Origin of the sequence: Undibacterium pigrum (assembly GCF_003201815.1) — a bacterium.
Lineage (GTDB): Bacteria > Pseudomonadota > Gammaproteobacteria > Burkholderiales > Burkholderiaceae_D > Undibacterium > Undibacterium pigrum.
Window position 1 is genome coordinate 19620 of the sequence record NZ_QJKB01000005.1, and the last position, 20359, is coordinate 39978.

The 20359-nt window shown below is 49.5% G+C and carries 19 protein-coding genes; 12 read left to right on the forward strand and 7 right to left on the reverse strand.

Annotation, left to right across the window (positions count from 1 at the left end; translation table 11 throughout):
* Positions 1-15: 15 nt before the first annotated feature.
* The 5 genes from DFR42_RS15555 to yihA form a co-directional block, all read right to left on the reverse strand.
* Positions 16-1110: a magnesium transporter CorA family protein gene (locus tag DFR42_RS15555; RefSeq protein ID WP_110255940.1), complete on the reverse strand. Its 1095-nt coding sequence runs from the start codon at positions 1108-1110 to the stop codon at positions 16-18.
* The gene (locus tag DFR42_RS15560) at positions 1091-2341 is read right to left on the reverse strand and encodes a sterol desaturase family protein (protein ID WP_110255941.1); all 1251 of its coding nucleotides are present in this window, start codon (positions 2339-2341) and stop codon (positions 1091-1093) included. Before DFR42_RS15560 ends, DFR42_RS15555 begins: the two co-directional genes overlap by 20 nt.
* A gap of 21 nt (positions 2342-2362) precedes the next feature.
* Entirely contained in the window at positions 2363-3040 is a 678-nt protein-coding gene (locus tag DFR42_RS15565; RefSeq protein WP_110255942.1) for a lysoplasmalogenase, read from the reverse strand.
* 5 nt (positions 3041-3045) lie between these two features.
* On the reverse strand, positions 3046-4071 hold the full coding sequence (hemB, locus tag DFR42_RS15570) for a porphobilinogen synthase (RefSeq protein ID WP_110255943.1): 1026 nt from the start codon (positions 4069-4071) through the stop codon (positions 3046-3048).
* A gap of 187 nt (positions 4072-4258) precedes the next feature.
* Positions 4259-5017, reverse strand: a complete 759-nt coding sequence (gene yihA, locus DFR42_RS15575) for a ribosome biogenesis GTP-binding protein YihA/YsxC (RefSeq protein WP_110255944.1) — start codon at positions 5015-5017, stop codon at positions 4259-4261.
* A gap of 218 nt (positions 5018-5235) precedes the next feature.
* Here yihA and DFR42_RS15580 point away from each other — a divergent pair, with 218 nt between their 5' ends.
* From DFR42_RS15580 to DFR42_RS15605, 6 genes are all read left to right on the forward strand, one after another.
* Entirely contained in the window at positions 5236-5934 is a 699-nt protein-coding gene (locus DFR42_RS15580; protein WP_110255945.1) for a c-type cytochrome, read from the forward strand.
* A gap of 261 nt (positions 5935-6195) precedes the next feature.
* Positions 6196-8334 carry a cytochrome c biogenesis protein ResB gene (locus DFR42_RS15585; RefSeq protein WP_110255946.1) on the forward strand — a complete coding sequence of 713 codons (2139 nt, stop codon included), beginning with the start codon at positions 6196-6198 and terminating at the stop codon, positions 8332-8334.
* A 118-nt stretch (positions 8335-8452) separates the two neighbouring features.
* Entirely contained in the window at positions 8453-9601 is a 1149-nt protein-coding gene (gene ccsB, locus DFR42_RS15590) for a c-type cytochrome biogenesis protein CcsB (RefSeq protein WP_425450881.1), read from the forward strand.
* A gap of 121 nt (positions 9602-9722) precedes the next feature.
* On the forward strand, positions 9723-10703 hold the full coding sequence (msrP, locus tag DFR42_RS15595; protein WP_110256241.1) for a protein-methionine-sulfoxide reductase catalytic subunit MsrP: 981 nt from the start codon (positions 9723-9725) through the stop codon (positions 10701-10703).
* A 12-nt stretch (positions 10704-10715) separates the two neighbouring features.
* The gene (locus DFR42_RS15600) at positions 10716-11342 is read left to right on the forward strand and encodes a protein-methionine-sulfoxide reductase heme-binding subunit MsrQ (protein ID WP_110255947.1); all 627 of its coding nucleotides are present in this window, start codon (positions 10716-10718) and stop codon (positions 11340-11342) included.
* Positions 11343-11468: 126 nt separating this feature from the next.
* Entirely contained in the window at positions 11469-12098 is a 630-nt protein-coding gene (locus DFR42_RS15605; protein ID WP_110255948.1) for a 1-acyl-sn-glycerol-3-phosphate acyltransferase, read from the forward strand.
* Here the strand turns inward: DFR42_RS15605 and lptM are convergent.
* Positions 12089-12214, reverse strand: coding sequence for an LPS translocon maturation chaperone LptM (lptM, locus tag DFR42_RS30005; protein WP_110255949.1), 126 nt, complete (start codon positions 12212-12214; stop codon positions 12089-12091). The two genes, DFR42_RS15605 and lptM, sit on opposite strands and share 10 nt — an antisense overlap.
* A gap of 62 nt (positions 12215-12276) precedes the next feature.
* On the opposite strand from lptM, the gene cyaY reads away from it, so the two are divergent.
* Positions 12277-12588, forward strand: a complete 312-nt coding sequence (cyaY, locus tag DFR42_RS15615; protein WP_110255950.1) for an iron donor protein CyaY — start codon at positions 12277-12279, stop codon at positions 12586-12588.
* A 9-nt stretch (positions 12589-12597) separates the two neighbouring features.
* Here cyaY and DFR42_RS15620 read toward each other — a convergent pair whose 3' ends face one another.
* Positions 12598-14760 carry a penicillin-binding protein 1A gene (locus tag DFR42_RS15620; RefSeq protein ID WP_425450882.1) on the reverse strand — a complete coding sequence of 721 codons (2163 nt, stop codon included), beginning with the start codon at positions 14758-14760 and terminating at the stop codon, positions 12598-12600.
* Between the two features lie 464 nt (positions 14761-15224).
* On the opposite strand from DFR42_RS15620, the gene DFR42_RS15625 reads away from it, so the two are divergent.
* From DFR42_RS15625 to DFR42_RS15645, 5 genes are read left to right on the forward strand one after another with little or no spacing between them, the layout of a single operon-like run.
* On the forward strand, positions 15225-16304 hold the full coding sequence (locus tag DFR42_RS15625) for a pilus assembly protein PilM (RefSeq protein WP_110255952.1): 1080 nt from the start codon (positions 15225-15227) through the stop codon (positions 16302-16304).
* Positions 16304-16951: a PilN domain-containing protein gene (locus DFR42_RS15630; protein ID WP_110255953.1), complete on the forward strand. Its 648-nt coding sequence runs from the start codon at positions 16304-16306 to the stop codon at positions 16949-16951. The genes DFR42_RS15625 and DFR42_RS15630 overlap by 1 nt, the downstream gene beginning before the upstream one ends.
* 35 nt (positions 16952-16986) lie before the next feature.
* Complete coding sequence (locus DFR42_RS15635; protein WP_110255954.1) at positions 16987-17640, forward strand: type IV pilus inner membrane component PilO; 654 nt, start codon at positions 16987-16989, stop codon at positions 17638-17640.
* On the forward strand, positions 17637-18179 hold the full coding sequence (locus DFR42_RS15640; protein WP_110255955.1) for a pilus assembly protein PilP: 543 nt from the start codon (positions 17637-17639) through the stop codon (positions 18177-18179). The genes DFR42_RS15635 and DFR42_RS15640 overlap by 4 nt, the downstream gene beginning before the upstream one ends.
* Positions 18176-20326 carry a type IV pilus secretin PilQ gene (locus DFR42_RS15645; protein ID WP_110255956.1) on the forward strand — a complete coding sequence of 717 codons (2151 nt, stop codon included), beginning with the start codon at positions 18176-18178 and terminating at the stop codon, positions 20324-20326. The genes DFR42_RS15640 and DFR42_RS15645 overlap by 4 nt, the downstream gene beginning before the upstream one ends.
* Positions 20327-20359: the final 33 nt, after the last annotated feature.

Sequence of the window (20359 nt, forward strand, 5' to 3'; positions counted from 1 at the left end):
AGAAAATTTTGCAGCTTACTCTATCCTGCGACTGGCCTGGTCTTGCAAATAACGCTGGCTGCGGAAATAAATCAGCAAGAGCACGACGATGACACCCATGCCCCCCATGGTGTACCAAAAGCCGGATGCATGCTTGAGCAAGGGCATGACTTCAAAGTTCATGCCAAAGATGCCTGTGATTAATGTCAGTGGCATGAACAGCGCAGTAATCACAGTCAGGGTGCGCATGATTTCACTGGTTCTGTGTGCCATCGCTGCAAAGTGGATTTGCACTGCAGATTCCAGTGAGGCCTCAAGCCTGCGCGCATGATTCAGTACGCGGCTGATATGTTCCATCACATCATTGGTACGCACCAGCAGCAAGTCCTTGGCACGGCTATTGCCATCGTGGGTGTCGACGATGTGGTCGCGCAATTCCTGCATGGCATCGCGCTGTTCTTCGCACAGGTTATCGAGCTTGCGCAATTCCACACGAGAGTCGAGCAAGGCCAGCCAGTTATTGAAAGGGCGGCGCGGGTCCAGCAAGGCATGTTGCCAGCGATCTAGCTGCTGGGTCAGCGGCTGGCGCAATTCCAGGTATTGATCGACCATGGCATTCAAGAGCCGTAACATCAGCTCTTCCGGCGAGGCTGGGAGGCGGCTGCCATGGGTATTATTTTCAGCCCGCAATTTATAATCCAGCAGGCGCTGACGTGCCAGTTCTACCGTGCGGCTTTGTGCCGGGCGCACCGTCACTAACGCATTTTGCATGAGTAAGAACGAGACAGGTGTGGTCGCCAGTTTATTCAATGCGGCAGGTATCTTGCGCTTCACACCATTCTTGTTATCGCCATTCGCTTCTGTCAGTGTCAGCTTGCGAAACACCACCATCTCATATTCTTCAGTCGCATCGAAATAAGAAGGGTGGGAGAGATTGCTGACATCTTTCAAATGCAATTCATAAATCTGTGTACCTGTGATGGCTTCAACACGGTTGCGCCAGGCTTCGGGGTCAGCAGCAACTTCTTCATGACTGGCATCCAGCCATAAAAAACCACCGACATTGATCAGGGTTTCAGGTTGCTCAGGATTTTGCAAGACCTGCGTATCGTTAATGTGGAAGATGTCCATGCGTCTTTTGTCGTGAAAAAATAAGCCAGAGTCCAGCCAGCGAAATCAGGCAGGTGGCAGTAAGCAATGCCTGCACTGGTGTGGATAAAGCAAAAGAATAAAACCAGCTGGCAGTCAATAAATTCATCATCAGTATGCACAGTATACGCAGGGTTTCAGGCAACAGATAAATACGGCCTCTTTCCATCAAACCGCCTATACACCACAAACCCATGACCAGCCAGCTAAGATAGATGGCTGCATTCAAGGCGCTGATGGATTTATACACGATCAGATAATGCGTCGCTGCCTGCAACAGCAAGATGAACTGCACTATGCAATACCAGGTGGTGGCCTTGCTCATGACAGGGTCATAAGTGGGCCTGTGAATATCAAATGTTGAAGCGGCAGATTGTGCCATGAGGTCAGCAGGGCGCCAGCCTGGAGGGCGCAACCATATCTGCAATTTATCCAGCCAGCTCTTGGTATGCCAGGCATCACGCCAGACTTGCTCATATACTTCAAGATTAGCCCATAAGGGGTTCCAGCTACGCAGCGGCTTGCGCGTGCCGTAGACTATATCCACATGATCAAGTTCTTCTATAAATGTACCAAACAGCCTGTCCCAGACCACCAGTATGCCGCCAAAATTCTTGTCCAGATACATGTCATTGACAGCATGATGCACACGGTGGTTCGAGGGGGAAACAAACACACGGTCAAACCAGCCCAGCTTGCCTATTTGCTCGGTATGCACCCAGAACTGGTACAGCAAATCAATGAGGGCAACAGCAATAAACACTTCCAGCGGAAAACCTATCAGTGCCATCGGCAAATAAAATATCCAGCCAAACAAGGGACCGGTGCTGGTTTGCCGCAATGCCGTACTCAGATTGTATTGTTCACTCTGGTGATGTACCACATGGGCAGCCCATAGCAGGTTGGTCTGGTGCCCCATCCTGTGCAGCCAGTAGTATAAAAAATCGTAGAGCAGCAGTGCGCTTATCCATACCCAGACACTGTCTGATGGCAGGCTGAACAGTGAAAGATGCTTGAGCACCAGGGCATACATGCCTATCGAAAACAGCTTGGAAAATGCGCCTATTATCTGGCTCATGACGCCCAGGGAGAGGCTGTTGAGCGAATCATTAATGCGGTATAAGTGACGCTGCCGCTTGCGTGCCACGACAAACTCAAGGGCGATCAGGATGAAGAAAATCGGGCTGGCAAAGGTGATGATTTTTTCATGCATGATCCTGGCCCTGTTCAGTATTTATTCTGTGGTGGAGGTGACCGAAGCTGCAATCAGCCACAGCGCCAGATAATAGCTGCTGAGGATGAGTAAAGGAGAATGCGCAATAGGTGCGTAAAAACGGTGATAGGCCAGCAGCGTGTCAGACAGCATGAAGCACAGGCCACCAATCAATGCCAGGCGGCCAGAAATGCTGCGCAATTGCAGGCCGCGGCTGATGGCTTGCGCCGTCATGCAAAGCAGCAGGCAGACATAGGCAACAACAGGAATTTGCAAGGCAGCTGGCAAATCCGGCCAGAGTACCACCAGATTGAGTATGCCAAGTGCAGCAATGCCAGCAAAGGCCAGCGGCTTTGCGGCGAAGCAGCTATCGGTGAGCAGGGCGCGCAAGAAGCAGATATGGGCCAGCAAAAAACTCAAGAGGCCACACAAAAAACCATGACGAAATACTGTGCCCGGTAACATCAGAAAGATGTCGCCAATCAGCGAAAAAACTATGCCTGCCAGTATGGCTTTTTGATAGCTGTGACTGATGACAGGTTGACTGCGCCAGGCAAAAAAGAAGATGCTGAGCGTCGTCAGCGGCTTGAAAATATAGTGAAGATATTGCGCACTGCTGATTTCTTTCCCCAGTTCTGCGCCGACGATGGTCAGCGCAGCGAAAATAAAAATAAAGGCAGAGCGCAACATCGCAGACATGGCGGTCAGCCAGTATGTTTCAGCAGGCGCGCAATGTCGCGGGCGAAGTAAGTCAGGACGCCATCAGCACCGGCGCGCTTGAATGCCAGCATGGATTCCATCATGGTCTTATTATGATCTAGCCAGCCATTTTGTGCGGCTGCCTTGATCATCGCATATTCACCGCTGACCTGATAGGCAAAGGTCGGTACCTTGAATTCGTCCTTGACCCTGCGCACGATATCCAGATAAGGCATGCCGGGCTTAACCATGACCATGTCAGCACCTTCGGCGAGGTCCAGCGCTACTTCGCGCAAGGCTTCATCGCTATTGGCCGGGTCCATCTGATAATTGGCCTTATTGCTCTTGCCCAGGTTGGCAGCAGAACCTACGGCTTCGCGGAAAGGACCGTAAAAGGCCGAGGCATATTTGGCTGAGTAAGCCATGATACGGGTGTGGATGAAATTATTGGCTTCGAGTGCATGGCGTATCGCGCCTATGCGGCCATCCATCATATCGCTGGGGGCAACGATATCGACACCAGCCTCTGCCTGCACCAAGGCCTGGCGTACCAGCATGGCGGTGGTTTCATCATTGAGGACATAACCGTCTGCATTGATCAGGCCATCCTGGCCGTGGCTGGTATAGGGATCAAGTGCCACGTCAGTCAGCACACCCAGTTCAGGAAAGCGGCTTTTCAGTTCGCGCACAGCGCGCGGGATCAGGCCTTTAGGATTGGTGGCTTCTATGCCATCCGGTGTTTTCAATTGCGGGTTGATGGCGGGGAATAGCGCCAGCACCGGTATGCCCAGGGCGACGCAATCTTCGGCCACGCCCATGAGCAAATCTATCGTTACTCTTTCCACGCCAGGCATGGATGAAATTTTTTCACTTTGATTGACGCCGTCGATGACAAAAACCGGGTAAATCAAATCCGACGCAGTCACCGTATTTTCGCGCATGAGCGCGCGGGAAAATGCGTCCTTGCGCATGCGGCGCATACGGATTGCAGGGAAGTGTGCAGAGGGGTGAGATGGCTTTATGGATGACATAGTCAGATGGAAATCAAATGAAAAGAATTTTATGCAGGTTAATGAAACTTTTTTTAAGTTGCAACATCTTAATGCATAGGTTGGATCAACTCCACGCCTACCGCTTCTCCTCCCTGAGCGGGCACCGTGCGTCCCTATTCGTAACGGTGTTATTACCCCGGCAAAAACTAATTTTGCCGGGGTTTTTTTATTCTGCGTCAGCTAGCTTGTTGGCCTGCGTTTCTGCGGGTGCTGCCGATGCGTTTTCTTCAGCTTCTGCATCAACGGTATCAACGATAGGATCACGGTCCAGTCCCACCAGACGTTGCACTGCTGCATCGGCTTCTTCCAGGCCTATGCGTTTCAGTGCAGAAAATAATTGCAGGCTAAAAGGGAAGAGCGGGCCTTCATCATCAACGTAACTGTCGAGCACTGCTTTGGCCTTGCGCAAAGCATCGGTACATTCGCTGCGATTAAGTTTGTCGGCCTTGGTCAGGATGCAGTGGATGGGGCGGCCTGTTGGTGCAAACCATTCCAGCATCTGTATATCCAGATCAGTGAAAGGACGGCGGGCATCCATGATCAGGACCAGGGCAGCCAGTTGCGTGCGTCTTTGTACGTAGGCACCAAGTAACTGGTTCCAGTGTTGTTTCGCTGCACCCGGTACTTCGGCGTAGCCATAGCCTGGCAAATCCACCAGCAAGGCGCGAATTTCATCGACCCTGGTTTCATCCTTGCGATGCTGGCCCACATGGGCACCACCGATGGAAAAATAATTGATATGTTGTGTGCGGCCCGGTGTTTTTGAGGCGAAACAGAGTTTTTTCTGGTTGCACAGGGTATTGATTGCGGTCGATTTGCCAGCGTTGGAGCGGCCAGCGAAAGCAATTTCCGGCACGTGGGTGCGCGGGAGATCGCGCAGATGATTCACCGTAGTGAAGAAGCGGGCTTGCCAGAGGATAGACATAGAGGAAAGGAATAATGGAAAAATGCAACATAAGGCAGTAAAAACGCCTGAAAGCTATTGTACAATAAGGGGTTAGGTCTTGGGCAGCGATTAAAAAACATGCTCACTTACCGGTTTTGAACGTATTTTGTTGCCAAAAAGTGCTGTTTACGTATCAAATTAGCTGCAAAGCGTCGCCAATAGGGCAGATTTCCATTATTTAGTCTCAGGGTGTTTGAATGAACCGTGCTTTTTTATCGTTTACTAAGTCCATCAGCGTCGCAGTCCTGGCGGTGTCTTCTTTTGCTTCTTCAGTTTACGCTAATGAAGTAGCCAAACCAGCCAAAGCTGATCCAGCCAAAGGCGAAGCGCTGTATACCAACGGCGATGCAGCACGCGGCATTACTGCCTGCGCATCCTGCCATGGTGCAGCTGGTAACTCCACCATCGCTGCCAATCCTAAACTGTCTGCCCAGCATGAAGCTTATCTGGTCAAGCAATTGACAGATTTTACTGGCGACACACGCAAAAATGCCATCATGACTACCTTTGCCAAGGCCATGACTGCAGATGACATTAAAAACGTTTCCGCTTACCTGTCCACGCAAAAATCCAAGCCAGGCACAGCAAAAAACAAAGACATCGTAGAACTGGGCAAGCAAATCTATCGCGGTGGTATTGCTGAGAAAAATGTTCCAGCCTGCGCAGGCTGTCATAGCCCGAATGGTGCTGGTATCCCTGCACAATTCCCACGCATCGCTGGCCAACACCAGGACTACACTATTGCCCAGCTGACTGGCTTCCAGAACGGCTCTCGCAAGGATGGCGCAAAAATCACTGGCGCACGCCAAAACAGCGCACAGATGATGACCATTGCCAAGAAAATGTCTGAAGATGAAATTAAAGCTGTCGCGGATTACGTTGCAGGTTTGAAATAATAAATAAAGATTAAGTAATTGAGGAGGGGGTGGCAATAGCCATCCCCTTTTTTCATGATGGACGCGGCTAAGTACCTGGCTAGGCGTGTTTCAGCCAGTTTTTGATGAAGCGTGTACTATTCGTGGCACCTGGATGTTGATGTAAAACACTTCCTGGTCAGGATGTTTGCACTAACATCTGCCTCAATTATTTTCACAGCGCAAGCTTACTAAGCAACATCATCAGTAATTATCGGCAATTATTAGTAATAAGCAGAGAGTATGGAAAACAAGACAGACGGCGATCAGCCTGCAGATACGGGTGGCATACAGTTACAAACACGGCGTGCCTGGCTGGCAGACGCAGTGGAGTTGCTGTCATCCATGCGCTTTGCCATTAGCCTGCTGACACTGATTGCGATTGCGTCAGTGATAGGTACGGTGCTCAAGCAGAATGAGCCCATGCCTAATTATGTCAATCAATTTGGCCCGTTCTGGTTCGAGATTTACGGCAAACTCAGCCTGTACTCATTGTACTCGGCATGGTGGTTCCTGCTCATCATGACTTTTCTGGTGACATCGACATCGCTGTGCGTGATACGTAATGCACCCAAGATGCTGAAAGACATGCGCAGCTGGCGCGATACTGTGCGTGAGCAATCGCTGCGCAATTTCCATCACCGCTCTGAGTGGTATAGCAACAATGCCAGGGCAAAGGTGACGGAACAAATCCTGGCCCACCTGAGCAGGATAGGCTATCGCTTCAAGCTAGTCGAAAAAGATGGCGCAACCCTGATTGCAGCCAAGCAAGGGGCGGCAAACAAATGGGGTTATATTTTCGCCCATAGCGCTATCGTCATCATTTGCATAGGCGGCTTGCTGGATTCTGAATTGCCTATCCGGTTTCAGCAATGGTTCATGGGTAAAGTGCCTTTCGAAGGCAGCGGCGTTATCTCCAAGATACCTGAGCAACATCGTTTGTCGCTGTCTAACCCTACCTTCCGCGGCAATACCATGATCCCTGAAGGGGCTAGCAGCAGTACCGCCATCCTGCCGCAGGCTACTGGAGTGCTGGTGCAAGACTTGCCTTTCACGATCAAGCTGAAAAAATTCACGATAGATTTTTACTCCACAGGCATGCCCAAGCTGTTTGCCAGTGATGTAGAAGTGACTGATCATGAAAGCGGCAAATCATTTTCCTCTGTCATCAAGGTCAATGAACCTTTGATCTACAAGGGCATTGCTGTTTATCAATCGAGTTTTGAAGATGGCGGTAGCCGTTTGCAGGTCAAGGCTTACCCCATGCTGGGGCCGGATATCAGTACCTTGCCCATGAATGGTGAAATGGGTGGCAGCACCGCCCTTAAGACAGGTACGGGCAATGACTATACTATTGAGTGGTCAGGCTTCCGGCCTTTCAACGTCGAGAATATGGCGCGCAATGGTACCGATGTCAGGGCGGTTAATCCAAATCAAAGCCTGAATGAAAAAATTACGGCTGACCTGGACAAGCATCTGGGTTCCGCCGCCAAGAATGCCAATAGCAAGGACTTAAAAAACGTCGGCCCCAGCCTGCAATACAAGCTGCGTGATAAAACCGGCCAGGCCAGGGAATTCCACAACTATATGCAACCTGTCCTGATTGATGGCGCGTATATGATTTTGGCGGGTACCCGCGATACGCCGTCCGAGGCTTTCCGTTACCTGCGCATACCGGCAGATGATGAAGACAGCGTCAAGGAATGGATGCGTTTGCGTGCTGCTGTGCAAAACCCGGAGTTGCGTGAACTGGCAGCAAAACGCTATGCCAAACGTGCACTGCCAGCCAATATGCCAAATGTAGAGCAGGTACAGGCGCAATTGACAGAATCAGCCAGGAAAAGCCTGAGCATTTTTGCTGGAGATGAAAAACAATCCGGCTTTGTGGCGATTTCCAAATTCCTGGAGCAAATTCCGGCGGCAGAGCAGGGCAAGGCTGCCGATGTCTTCATGAAGATTTTGAATGGCAGCATGTGGGATTTGTGGCTGGTCGCCCGGGAAAAAGAAGGCTTGCCAGCGCTGGAGCTGGATGAAAAACATGCGCGCTTTTTGCAACTGGCGACGGGGGCGATTTCTGATGCGTTTTTCTATGGCGCACCAGTTTTCCTGCAACTCACCGGTTTTGAAGAGGTCAAGGCATCTGTACTGCAAGTGACGCGCTCACCAGGCAAGAATGTCGTGTATCTGGGCTGTTTATTGCTGGTACTGGGTGTTTTTTCCATGTTTTATATCCGTGAACGCCGTCTCTGGGTCTGGATAAAGGATGACTTTGCTGGAACACATGCACTCATGGCACTCAGTTCCCAGCGCAAGACCCTGGACTTTGAAAAAGAATTCGAGCAATTGAAGATGCACTTACAGCAATTGAGTACGCAGCCTTAAGGTGGTAAAGAACCGCGGTAAGAAGCTGTAGTAATAAGCCACGGCAAGAAGCGAAAATAACAGCGTAATCGACTACACTATGAAGCATACGGCCCAAGGGTCATGCATCTGGGGACATATGATGGAAATCACACAGAACTACACACCCTACCAGAGTTTTTTTAAACGACTCTCCATTGCTGACTGGCTATATGCAGCGGTCTTGTGCCTGGCATCGCTGTATGCCTTCAGCCGTTTTGGTGCCTATATGGATGTCTATGAAAAAGGCATACTCCTGCTGGCAGCGCCTACGTTTGCCGTATTGGGCTGGCATTGGAAATCAGTGCGCACTTTGATGTTGATACTGGCGGTATTAAGCTTGCTGGCCATACAGATGTATGGCGGCTCGCTGGATATGGCGAACAAGAAATTCTTTTTGAAATATCTCTTGTCCAGCCAGTCTGCCATTCTGTGGATGAGCACTTTGTTTTTTCTGTCCACCCTGTTTTACTGGGGTGGCCTGATTGCCCGTTCAGACTTTGGTGCCTCCGTCGGCTCAGTGCTGTGCTGGTCTGCCGTGGTTATGGGTTTCACAGGCATGCTGGTGCGCTGGTATGAGTCTTACCTGATAGGTGCGGATGTTGGGCATATTCCTGTATCGAATCTGTATGAAGTGTTCATCCTGTTTTCCATGATTACAGCCTTGTTCTATTTATATTATGAGCAGCAATACCGCACTCGTCAGTTAGGCCCGTTTGTCATGCTGATCATTTCGGCGGCAGTTGGTTTCTTGCTGTGGTACACCGTCAGCCGCGATGCTGCTGAAATCCAGCCTCTGGTGCCTGCCCTGCAAAGCTGGTGGATGAAAATCCACGTACCCGCCAACTTCATTGGTTATGGCACTTTTGCCCTGGCAGCCATGGTATCTGTGGCTTATTTGCTCAAGTCCAAAGGCTATCTGGTTGACCGCCTGCCTGCTCTGGAAGTGCTGGACGATGTCATGTACAAGGCGATTGCCGTGGGCTTTGCCTTCTTTACTATTGCCACTATTCTCGGTGCCCTGTGGGCCGCTGAAGCCTGGGGTGGCTACTGGTCATGGGACCCGAAAGAAACCTGGGCACTGATCGTCTGGCTCAATTATGCGGCCTGGTTGCATATGCGTCTCATGAAGGGTTTGCGTGGTCAGGTTGCTGCCTGGTGGGCGCTGGTAGGCTTGCTGGTGACTACTTTCGCTTTCCTGGGCGTGAATATGTTCCTGTCCGGTCTGCATTCTTACGGCACGCTGTAAGTTTTATTGTAAATTTGCGTTAAATTTGTAAGGATCAGCAGGATTCTGCGACTCATGAGAAACTAGGGCGCGACGGTGATGTCAAATGATCGTTGCGCCAGTCTCAACCACGGAGTCCACCATGCTGATCAAACGTAGTCCCAATGGCATAGACCTGCCTTATTCTTCTGAAATCACACCCCGCGAGGTATTCGAGGCGCGTCGCGATTTTATCCGCAAGATGGCGGTGGGTTCCATCGCTGGTACTGCTCTGTTTGAAATGGCTAATCGCGCCGCTTTTGCCCAAAATGCAGGCGCACAAAAACTGGCAGCCAACCTCAATTCTGCCTATGCCCTGGTGGAAAAGAAGACAGCCTACAAAGACGCAACGACTTACAATAATTTCTATGAGTTCGGTACTGACAAGGCCGATCCGGCAGTGACTGCTCACACACTCAAGCCACGCCCATGGTCTGTCAGCATAGAAGGTGAAGTCAAAAAGCCAATGACGCTGGACCTGGACAGCCTGATGAAACTGGCCCCGCTGGAAGAGCGTATCTACCGATTGCGTTGCGTAGAAGGCTGGTCCATGGTGATACCGTGGACAGGCTATTCACTCTCCAACCTGATCAAAAAAGTCGAGCCCACTGGCAATGCCAAATATATTGAATTCGTTACCCTCGAAGACAAAAAGCAAATGCCAGGCTTGCGCAGCCCCGTGCTGGAATGGCCGTATGTAGAGGGCCTGCGCATGGATGAAGCCAATCATCCTTTGGCCTTGTTGACCTTTGGCATGTATGGCGAAGTCTTACCCAATCAGAATGGCGCACCGGTACGCATGGTCTTGCCCTGGAAATATGGTTTTAAATCAGCCAAATCCATCGTCAAGATCCGCTTTGTCAAAGACCAGCCGCGCACGGCCTGGAATATTGCTGCACCCAGCGAATACGGTTTTTATTCGAATGTGAACCCGGATGTCGATCACCCGCGCTGGTCGCAGGCGACCGAGCGCCGTATTGGTGAAGATGGCCTGTTTGCCCGCAAGCGCAAGACGCTGATGTTCAATGGCTATAGCGAAGTGGCGTCGCTGTATTCTGGCATGGACTTGAAAAAGTTTTTCTAGGATACACGCCCTATGTTGCTTACCAATAAGCAGGTTTCCCGCTTCAAGATAGTCTTGTTTATCCTGGCGCTCTTGCCGTTTATCCGGCTGGTCAGCTTTGTGTTTCTGGATAAGCTGGGGGCAAATCCGGTTGAATTTATTACCCGTAATACCGGCGACTGGACCCTGTATTTCCTGTGCATGACTCTGGCAGTGACGCCATTGCGCAAGCTCTTGCACATGCCCTGGCTGATACGCTGCCGCCGTATGCTGGGCGTGTACGCCTTCTTTTATGCCTTCCTGCATTTCATGACTTTCCTCTGGTTCGATCATTTCTTTGATGTCGCAGAAATGTGGAAAGATGTGATCAAGCGGCCCTTTATCACTGTCGGTTTCATTGCCTTTGTTTTGCTGATCCCGTTGGCTGCGACCAGTACCAATGGCATGATCAAAAGACTGGGCGGCAAGCGCTGGCAGTGGTTGCATAGATTGATCTATGTGATAGTTCCACTGGGCGTGTTGCACTACTTCTGGATGAAAGCGGGCAAGCATGATTTTTCCCAGCCAGTGCTGTTTGGCATCATCGTTGCTGCTTTGCTCATGATACGTCTTTGGTGGCGCTGGTCTGGCCGTGACTCTGCCGTTGCCACTGGAGCCTGAACCCTGCCTGCAAGCTGAATTTCATGCTGCAGGCGCACATTGATCCTGTTTTACATCGCATATTTCTTCGCGGCATAATCGCGCATTTGAAGAATGCAGGCAAAGACCTGCTCACGTGCATAGAACATGGCAGATTATTTACTCGAAAAGAACACCGTAGCGACGCGTACCCAGCGTGTCGCCATCAGTATCCTGGGTATAGTTGGCTGGCGCGTACGCTATCGGCCCTTGCCTGGTCCGCGTGGTGTCATCATCGTTTATCCGCATACGTCCAACTGGGATTTTGTCGTCGGTGTGCTGGCCAAGCTGGCGATAGGCATGCCTTTTCACTTTATCGCGAAGTCTTCCCTGTTTGAAGGTGTGACGGGAGCGACCATTGGCAGGCTGGTGCGTTACCTGGGTGGTGAACCCGTGGAACGCGGCACATCCACCGGGGCAATTGCCCGTCTGGCAGAAAAAATCAATCGTTCTGACTGGTACTGGATGGCAATCACGCCTGAAGGTACGCGCAGCCATAAACCCTATTGGCGCAGCGGTTTTTATCATATTGCGACAACGGCAAAAGTGCCGCTGGGTTGTGCCTCGTTTGACTTCGTCAAACGCGAAGTCGCTCTGGTCGATTATCTTGAGCTGACAGGTGAGCGCGAACAGGATATGGCCAATATCGCGGCAATCTTTCACGGTGTGCAGGGCTGTGTGCCTGCATCGGCTGGCCCGATTGCCTTACGTCCCGATGAGGGAAATTCTCAGTGCTGAGGTGCTGTGCTGCTGGCTGGTATAGGGGCAGGTTTGGCTGGCATCACCAGCGGACCTTTTTGGCCGCATGCTGTCAATAAAGACATGATGAAAAATAGGCTAATCAGTTTGCGCATCTTGTATTCCCTGAACACCGTATAGAATGGCGTTTTTACATATTAAGACGCTGGAGTGTAGCATGACTGAATCTGAATTCCTGGTACTGGCAGATACTTGCTTGCGGCAAGTGGAGGAATTATTTGAGCAAGCCTTTGAAAATGATGAATACGATGTCGAATGCAGCCGTAGTGGCAATGTATTGACGGTGGAATTTATCGATACCAACTCAAAAATCATCATTAACAGCCAGGCACCGATGCAAGAGATGTGGGTGGCTGCGCGTAGCGGTGGCTTCCATTATAAGTATGATGGACAGCACTGGCTCAATACCCGCGATGGTTCTGAATTGTTTGCGACCCTGTCCCGCGTAGCGCAGGAACAAGGTCGCTGATCTGAAGACTTATTCTTCTATGACGGTCAGGGGTGGTGCCAGCGTGCTGACTCCTGATCCGGGTGGATTTTCTGCATAGTAATAATCACCGTCCACCGCAATAATGCCTTTCGGTACCGGTCTTTCTTCTATAGGGAAATCCTTCAAGACTTTTTGCATATAGCCTATCCAGATAGGCAGCGCCAGGCCACCACCGGTTTCTTTATTGCCCAGGTTCCTGGGTTGATCAAAGCCTATCCAGGCAATGCCTACGACTTTGGATTGATAGCCAGCAAACCAGGCATCAAAAGAATCATTGGTCGTACCGGTTTTGCCAGCGATATCCGGGCGCTTCAGTATCAGTGCCTTGGTTGCTGTACCCATTTTGACCACGTCGCGCATCATGCTGTCCATCAGGAAGGCATTGCGTTCATCGATGACGCGATTGGCTTCATCACCTGCCATGTCTGGCTTGGTTTGCACCAGCAATTGCCCATTGCTATCAGTGATTTTGGAAATCAGATAAGGGTTGACCTTGTAGCCGCCATTGGCAAACACTGAATAGGCACCGGCCATTTGCAAAGGTGTGACAGCACCTGCACCCAGGGCCAGGGTCAGGTAAGGCGGATTTTTCTCAGGCAGGAAGCCAAAGCGGCTGGTATATTCCTGGCCATATTTCGCACCTATCCTGTGCAGGATGCGAATAGAGATCATGTTCTTGGATCTGGTCAGGCCACGGCGCATGGTCATCGGGCCTTCATACTTGCCATCATAATTCTTGGGTTCCCATGCCTGGCCACCAGTTTGTCCCGCATCAAAGCTGATAGGTTCATCATTGATGATGGTGGAAGGTGACAAGCCTTTTTCCAGGGAAGCAGAATAAATAAATGGCTTGAAGCTGGAGCCAGGCTGACGCCAGGCTTGAGTGACGTGATTGAATTTATTCAGGTTGTAATCAAAGCCACCGACCAGAGCACGGATGGCGCCATCCGTCGTATTGGCCGCAACAAAGGCGGATTGCACTTCCGGCATTTGCGTGATGGCCCAGCTCTTGCCTTCCAGCACTACACGAATGACCGCACCGCGCTGTATGCGTTTATTCGCCGGGGTCTTGGCCGACAAGCCGCTGGCGGCAAACGTCAGGCCAGCGTCTTCGATACGGATTTCTTCGCCCGATGACAAGACTGCCCGCACCAGCTTGGGTGTTGCTTCAAGTACCATGGCCACTTGCAAGTCATCGCTGTCGCTATGCTCGGCCAGTTCTTTTTCTATGGCATCTTCAGCCGCTTCCTTGCCATCAGGGATGGCGATGATGGCTTCAGGTCCACGATAGCCATGGCGTTTTTCATAATCCATGACGCCGCGACGCAGGGCCAGATAGGCAGTATCCTGATCGGCCTTGGTAATCGTGGTGTATACATTCAGGCCGCGGGTATAGGTTTCTTCCTTGAACTGGTCATACACCAGTTGACGCGCCATTTCTGCAACATATTCGGCATGGATGCCAAACTGGCCGCTATCTGTCTTGGTGACCAGTTCCTCATTCTTTGCCTGCTCATATTGCGCCTCGGTGATGTAGCCAAGATTGCGCATCCTTTGCAAAATGTATTGTTGTCTGACTGTCGCGCGTTTTGGATTGGCTACCGGGTTATAGGCAGATGGCGCTTTTGGCAAGCCTGCCAGCATGGCTGCTTCGGCAATGGTCAGGTCTTTCAAATCCTTGCCAAAATAAATTTGTCCCGCAGAAGAGAATCCATAAGCGCGCTGTCCCAGATAAATCTGGTTCATATAGATTTCCAGGATCTGGTCCTTGCTGAGATTTTGTTCTATCTTCCAGGCCAGCAGGATTTCATAAATCTTGCGTTTGAAAGTCTGCTCACTGGACAGGAAGAAATTCCTGGCAACTTGCTGGGTAATGGTCGATGCGCCTTGCTTGGCACCGCCAGTCAGATTGTGCAGGGTCGCACGGGTGATGCCCAGGTAATCCACGCCGCCATGCTCATAGAAGCGGTCATCTTCAATCGCCAGCACGGCTTTCTTCATGATTTCAGGGATATCCTTGAAGCGCACGACATTACGGCGCTCTTCACCGAACTCGCCGATCAGCATATTATCTGCCGAAAAAACCCGCAAAGGCATCTTGGGACGGTAACTGGTAATCGAGTCCAGTTCAGGCAAGTTAGGGTAGGCCATGGTCAGCGCAAAACCGACAATAAGTACTCCTGATACAACTAATCCGAATAAAACACCCGTAGTTCCGAGTACAATGCGGGCCAAAAGCTTTCCTGTAGAGCGTTTTTGTGGCTCAGGGAGATTGTCGGGCTCTTTATTTTGTTCTGACATAGCGGCTAATTGTAAATAAGGCAGCGGACATTATAGCCGCCTTCGGTGGGCATGAGACGACCGGCGCTTAGACGGATTTGTAAGCAAATTTTCAGAATATTCTTGATATACGTGGATATTTGGCAACGCATAGGGGTAGTGCTGCGTGGAAATTGCTTTACCAATGCCAGTCTTATTGCTAGGATTTCATGTAAGCTTGGATGATTGTCTCGTAAATAGCGGTTTTTAAAGACAATTTATTTTTGGCAATAGAATGATTCGCACATGTAATTTTGTGTAAATTGAAATGATGATGTAATCGTGAGGGGATATTCTTGGCTTTAGATCTGGCTTCGTTGCTCGGCAGAAAAAATCCGCCACTATTTGGTCTGGATATCAGCTCTCTCGATATCAAGCTTGTTGAACTTTCGGAAGGAAGCAACAAGTCGTATCGACTTGAGCGTTATGCCTCTGAACCACTGCCTAAAGGGGCGGTGCTGGATGGCAATATCGAGAATATTGAACAAGTGACCGAGGCGGTTCGCAAACTGGTTAAGAAAAGCGGAACCTCGGCAAAGAACGTAGCAATGGCAATGCCGGCTTCAGCCGTCATTACCAAAAAAATCATACTCGCCGGAACCTTGACCGAACAGGCATTAGAAGTGCAAGTCGAGTCTGAGGCTAGTCAGTACATACCTTTTTCCATGGATGAAGTCAGCCTGGATTTTTGTGTGCTGGGGCCGGCGGCAAATGCGGAAGAAGATATAGAAGTGATGCTTGCTGCGTCGAGAAAAGAAAAAATTGAAGATCGTGTAGCCGTCATTCAGGCCGCGGGTTTGCAAGCCAAAGTTATGGATATTGAATCCTATGCTGCGCGTGCTGCTGTGTCACGTCTGATCGATCAGCAGGCAAATGGTGGTAAAGACCAGATTTACGCAGTTTTCCAGGTAGGTTCCAAACGTACTTATATCTTTATCATTTTGAATGGTGAAGTTATTTATGAGCGTGAGCAGCAATTTGGTGGTGCGCAACTGACTCAGGATATCGTCAGGAATTATGGCTTGTCTGCCGAAGAAGCAGAAATTAAAAAGAAAAATGGCGATTTGCCCGATACCTATGAAATGGAATTGCTTGAGCCCTTCCTTGAAAGTGCAGCTTTGGAAGTGACGCGGGCCATACAATTCTTCTTCACTTCCACACCCTATACCCGAGTGGACCAGATCTATCTGTCTGGTGGTTGTGCAGTAATCCCTGGATTGGTCGATATTATTGCCGAGCGTACCAAGATTTCCACTGCAGTGGTCAGTCCGTTTAAAGGAATGGAGTTGGGTTCTGGTGTGAATGAAAAAACCTTGCGCATAGACGCCCCTGCTTACATGGTTGCTTGTGGTTTGGCATTGCGGAGATTTGGCTAATGATCAAAATTAATCTCCTGCCGCACAGGGAAGAAAAGCGCAAGCAGTTAAAAAGTGACTTTTATGGTTTCTTATTATTGTCAGCAATTTTTGGCGCCTTGATTGTTGTGGTGGTTAGTGCTTACTTTTCAAGGGAGTTGAGCACCCAAAATGATAAGAATGCTTTCATCAAGAAAGAAAATGCCAAACTCGATGATCGCATAAAAGAAATTGCGACACTGCGACAAGAAATTGATGGCTTGAAAGCACGGCAGCAAGCGGTAGAAGATTTGCAGGGTGACAGGAATCAACCGGTTTATTTGCTGGATGAGCTTGTCAAATTGACGCCAGAAGGTGTTTATTTACGCACTCTGAAACAAGAAGGGCAAAAAGTCGTCCTGAATGGCAATGCGCAGTCTCAAGACAGGGTTGCTGAATTTATCAGAAACCTGGGTACCAAGTCAGAGTGGATGTATAAGCCTGACCTTGATGATATCCATTCTGCAGCCTTGGTCACTGGTAAAGAATCTAAAAAAGTTTACGAATTCCAAGTGAATGTAAGCATAAAGCGCCCTCGTGAGAAAGAAGATGCGGCATCTCAGGCTGCTGCGTCCCAGACTGCTGCATCTCAGGCTGTTCAAACAGTTAAAACCCCTGGTACGCCTTAGAGCGTAATAATATGCAATACAACGGAAGATTGTAAATGGCGATTAATCTGAATGAAATTGGTCAGTCTGTTAATGCCCAGTTTCAAGGTCTAAGTGGACTTCATCCTGGTCTTTGGCCAATTGCGCCGCGCGTCGCTTCGGCAGTAGCTGTGTTAATTGCCGTAGTTGCTTTGGGGTGGTTTGTGCAATGGGATGGGCAGATGCAGGCCATCGAAACCGGGCAGGCTGAAGAAGTTAAGCTCAGGGCTGAGTATAAGTCCAAGCTGCAACAAGCGATCAACCTGGATGCCCTGAAAGAGCAGCGCAAGCTGGTGCAGCAGTATGTCGCCACCATGGAAAAACAACTGCCTAGCCAGGCTGAAATGGCTGCTTTGTTGGCAGATATTAATCTGGCTGGTACTGGGCGTGGTTTGCAGTTTGATTCTTTTAAACCAGGTTCACCTGCAGTCAAAGACTATTATGCTGAATTGCCTATCGCTATCAAGATCCAGGGTAGTTATCATGATCTGGGGCAGTTTGTTGGCGATATCGCCAAGTTGCCAAGGATTGTGACGCTGAATAATCTCGGTATCACCACCTCGAAAGACGGCGGATTGACCTTGGACGTGACGGCAAAAACTTTCCGCTATCTCAATAAGGATGAGGTTCAGGATCAGGCTGATAAGAAGAAAAAGGAGCCTAAGAAATGATGAAGATTCTCATTAGGCCGACAGTTTGTGTAATGCTGACTTTGTCCTTGTCTGCATGTGGTGAGGCAGAGGAAACGGAGTTGAAAGCATGGATGGATGCGGAGCAAAAACAGGCTAAGGCTGTGATCCCGAAAATCAATCCACCTAAAGTATATACACCTTTCTCTTATGCTGGAAAAGGTGAGATAGAGCCATTTGATCCAGCCAAGTTGCTGGTGGTTCTTGCTCGCTTGAAGGCGGCCTCAGGTAATGGTATTCAAGCCCCTAATCCAGACAGGCCCAGGGAGGCGCTGGAAGCGTTTCCTCTGGATTCCTTGAAGATGGTAGGGACGATAGAGAAAAATAAAATGGTCTATGGCTTGGTGCAAGTGGATAAAACAGTTTATCAGGTCAAGTTGGGTGCTTATCTGGGGCAAAATTACGGACTGATTACCAAGATCGTTGAAGGCGAAATCGAAATCAAGGAAACAGTCCAGGACGCAGCAGGTGATTGGACTGAGCGCCAGACCAAGTTAGAGTTGCAGGAGGCTAAGAAATGAATGCGTTGATAAATACAAGTAAAAGGGGCGCCAAATTGGTTAAATTTATTTTATTTGCTTTGCTAGGTTTTTGTAGTGCAGCGTTTGCACAAACAAACTCCATAGAATCGCTGACGGCAAATCAGCAGGGTGCCAACATTATTGTGAAAATCACCTTGAAGCAGCCTTTGCAAAAAGTGCCGGTTGGTTTTTCCATCGCCAATCCTTCGAGGATAGCACTGGACTTTGCTGATGTCAGCAATAACACTGGCAAGACAGCTTTCGAAATGAATATGGGAGACTTGCGTGCCATCAATGTGGTTGAGGCAGCAGGTCGTTCGCGCGTTATTTTCAATCTTAATAAATCTCTAAACTACGCTACCGCGTTAGACGGCAATTCATTGATTGTGACGATAGATGCTTCAGGTGGTGTTGCAACTGCTGTTAATTCACAAGGCTTGCCTGCTGTTGTGCAGCCGGTTACCACAGGAAAACGTCTGTTGCGTGATATCGATTTCCGTCGCGGCAGTAATGGCGAGGGCAGGGTTGTCATCGACTTGCCGCTGGATCAGGTGGCGGTGGACATTCGTCAACAAGGCCAGAAAATCATCGTTGATTTTCTTAAAGTCAGTTTGCCGGAAACGCTGCGCCGCCGTCTTGATGTCACAGATTTCGGTTCTCCGGTGCAACTCATTACCACTACACCATCTGGTGAGAATGTCCGTATGGTCATTGAGCCTACAGGTTTGTGGGAACATAGTGCCTACCAGAGTGATACTCAATTTGTTGTTGAGGTCAAGCCTATCAAGGAAGATCCAAATAAGTTAACCCAAGGTACGCAGGGTTATCGTGGTGAGCGTTTGTCTTTCAACTTCCAGAACATCGAAGTTCGTGCCATCTTGCAGATTATTGCGGAAATCAGTGGCTTGAATGTGATCGCCAGTGATACCGTCAATGGCACGATTACCTTGCGTCTGAAAGATGTGCCATGGGACCATGCCCTCGATATCATCATGCAATCCAAAGGGCTGGATATGCGCAAGAATGGTTCTGTCATCTGGATCGCACCTAAAGAAGAATTGCTGACTAAAGAAAAGCTGGAGCTGGAACAAAAGGCGCAAATCGCAGAATTGGAGCCTTTAAAAACAGAATCATTCCAGTTGAATTATCAAAAAGCTGAATCCTTCAAGAAAGTTTTTGGAGACGAAGGCGGAACGACTAATCGCATGTTGTCAAAGCGGGGTAGTGTGGTGATTGAACCACGTACCAATCAGTTGTTTGTAACTGATATCTCTTCCAAACTGGAAGAAGTGCGCAGATTAATTGCAAAAACCGATATTGCCTCCAGGCAGGTTTTGATCGAGGCCCGTATAGTCGAGGCCGATGACAAGTTCAGCAAGAGCCTTGGCGCAAAACTGGGTTTCCTGGATATGCGCGGTTTTCGTGGTGGTGATGTTGGCTATCAGGTCGCCGGTAACCAGCGTGTTGGTCTGACAGGTAATTATCTTGGCTTGGGCGAGCAACAAGGTACAGCAAAACCTACCGATGCAAGTTATGCACCAAATAGCCAGTTTGTTAATTTGCCAGCATCAGGGATTAATGGTTTAAATCCAGGCAGTCTGGCAGTAAGCTTGTTTTCATCGGCAGCCAACCGCTTCCTGAATCTGGAGCTGTCTGCATTGGAAGCTGACGGTAAAGGTAAAATAGTGTCCAGCCCCAGAGTAGTCACTGCCGATCAGTTGAAAGCATCGATAGAACAAGGTACTGAGTTGCCTTACCAGGTAGCTACTTCCAGTGGCGCAACTTCCATCTTCTTCCGTAAAGCATCTTTGCGACTGGAAGTGACGCCTCAAATTACACCTGATGGCAATGTAATTCTGGATGTTGATGTACACAAGGACAGTGTCGGGCAAGAAACCAGGGCTGGTTTTGCGATCGATACCAAAGAAGTAAAAACCATTGTTTTGGTTGAAAATGGCGGTACTGTAGTGCTTGGTGGTATTTTCCAGCAAACTGAGCGTGACAATATTACCAAAGTTCCATTTTTCGGTGATTTGCCCCTGTTTGGGAATTTGTTCAAGTCTACTGGACGTACCAATGACAAAACTGAGCTGTTGATTTTTATTACCCCCAAAATTATTGCTGAAAAATTCAGTGGTAAACAATAGCCGTATATGATGTTGAAAGCATATTGATCATAT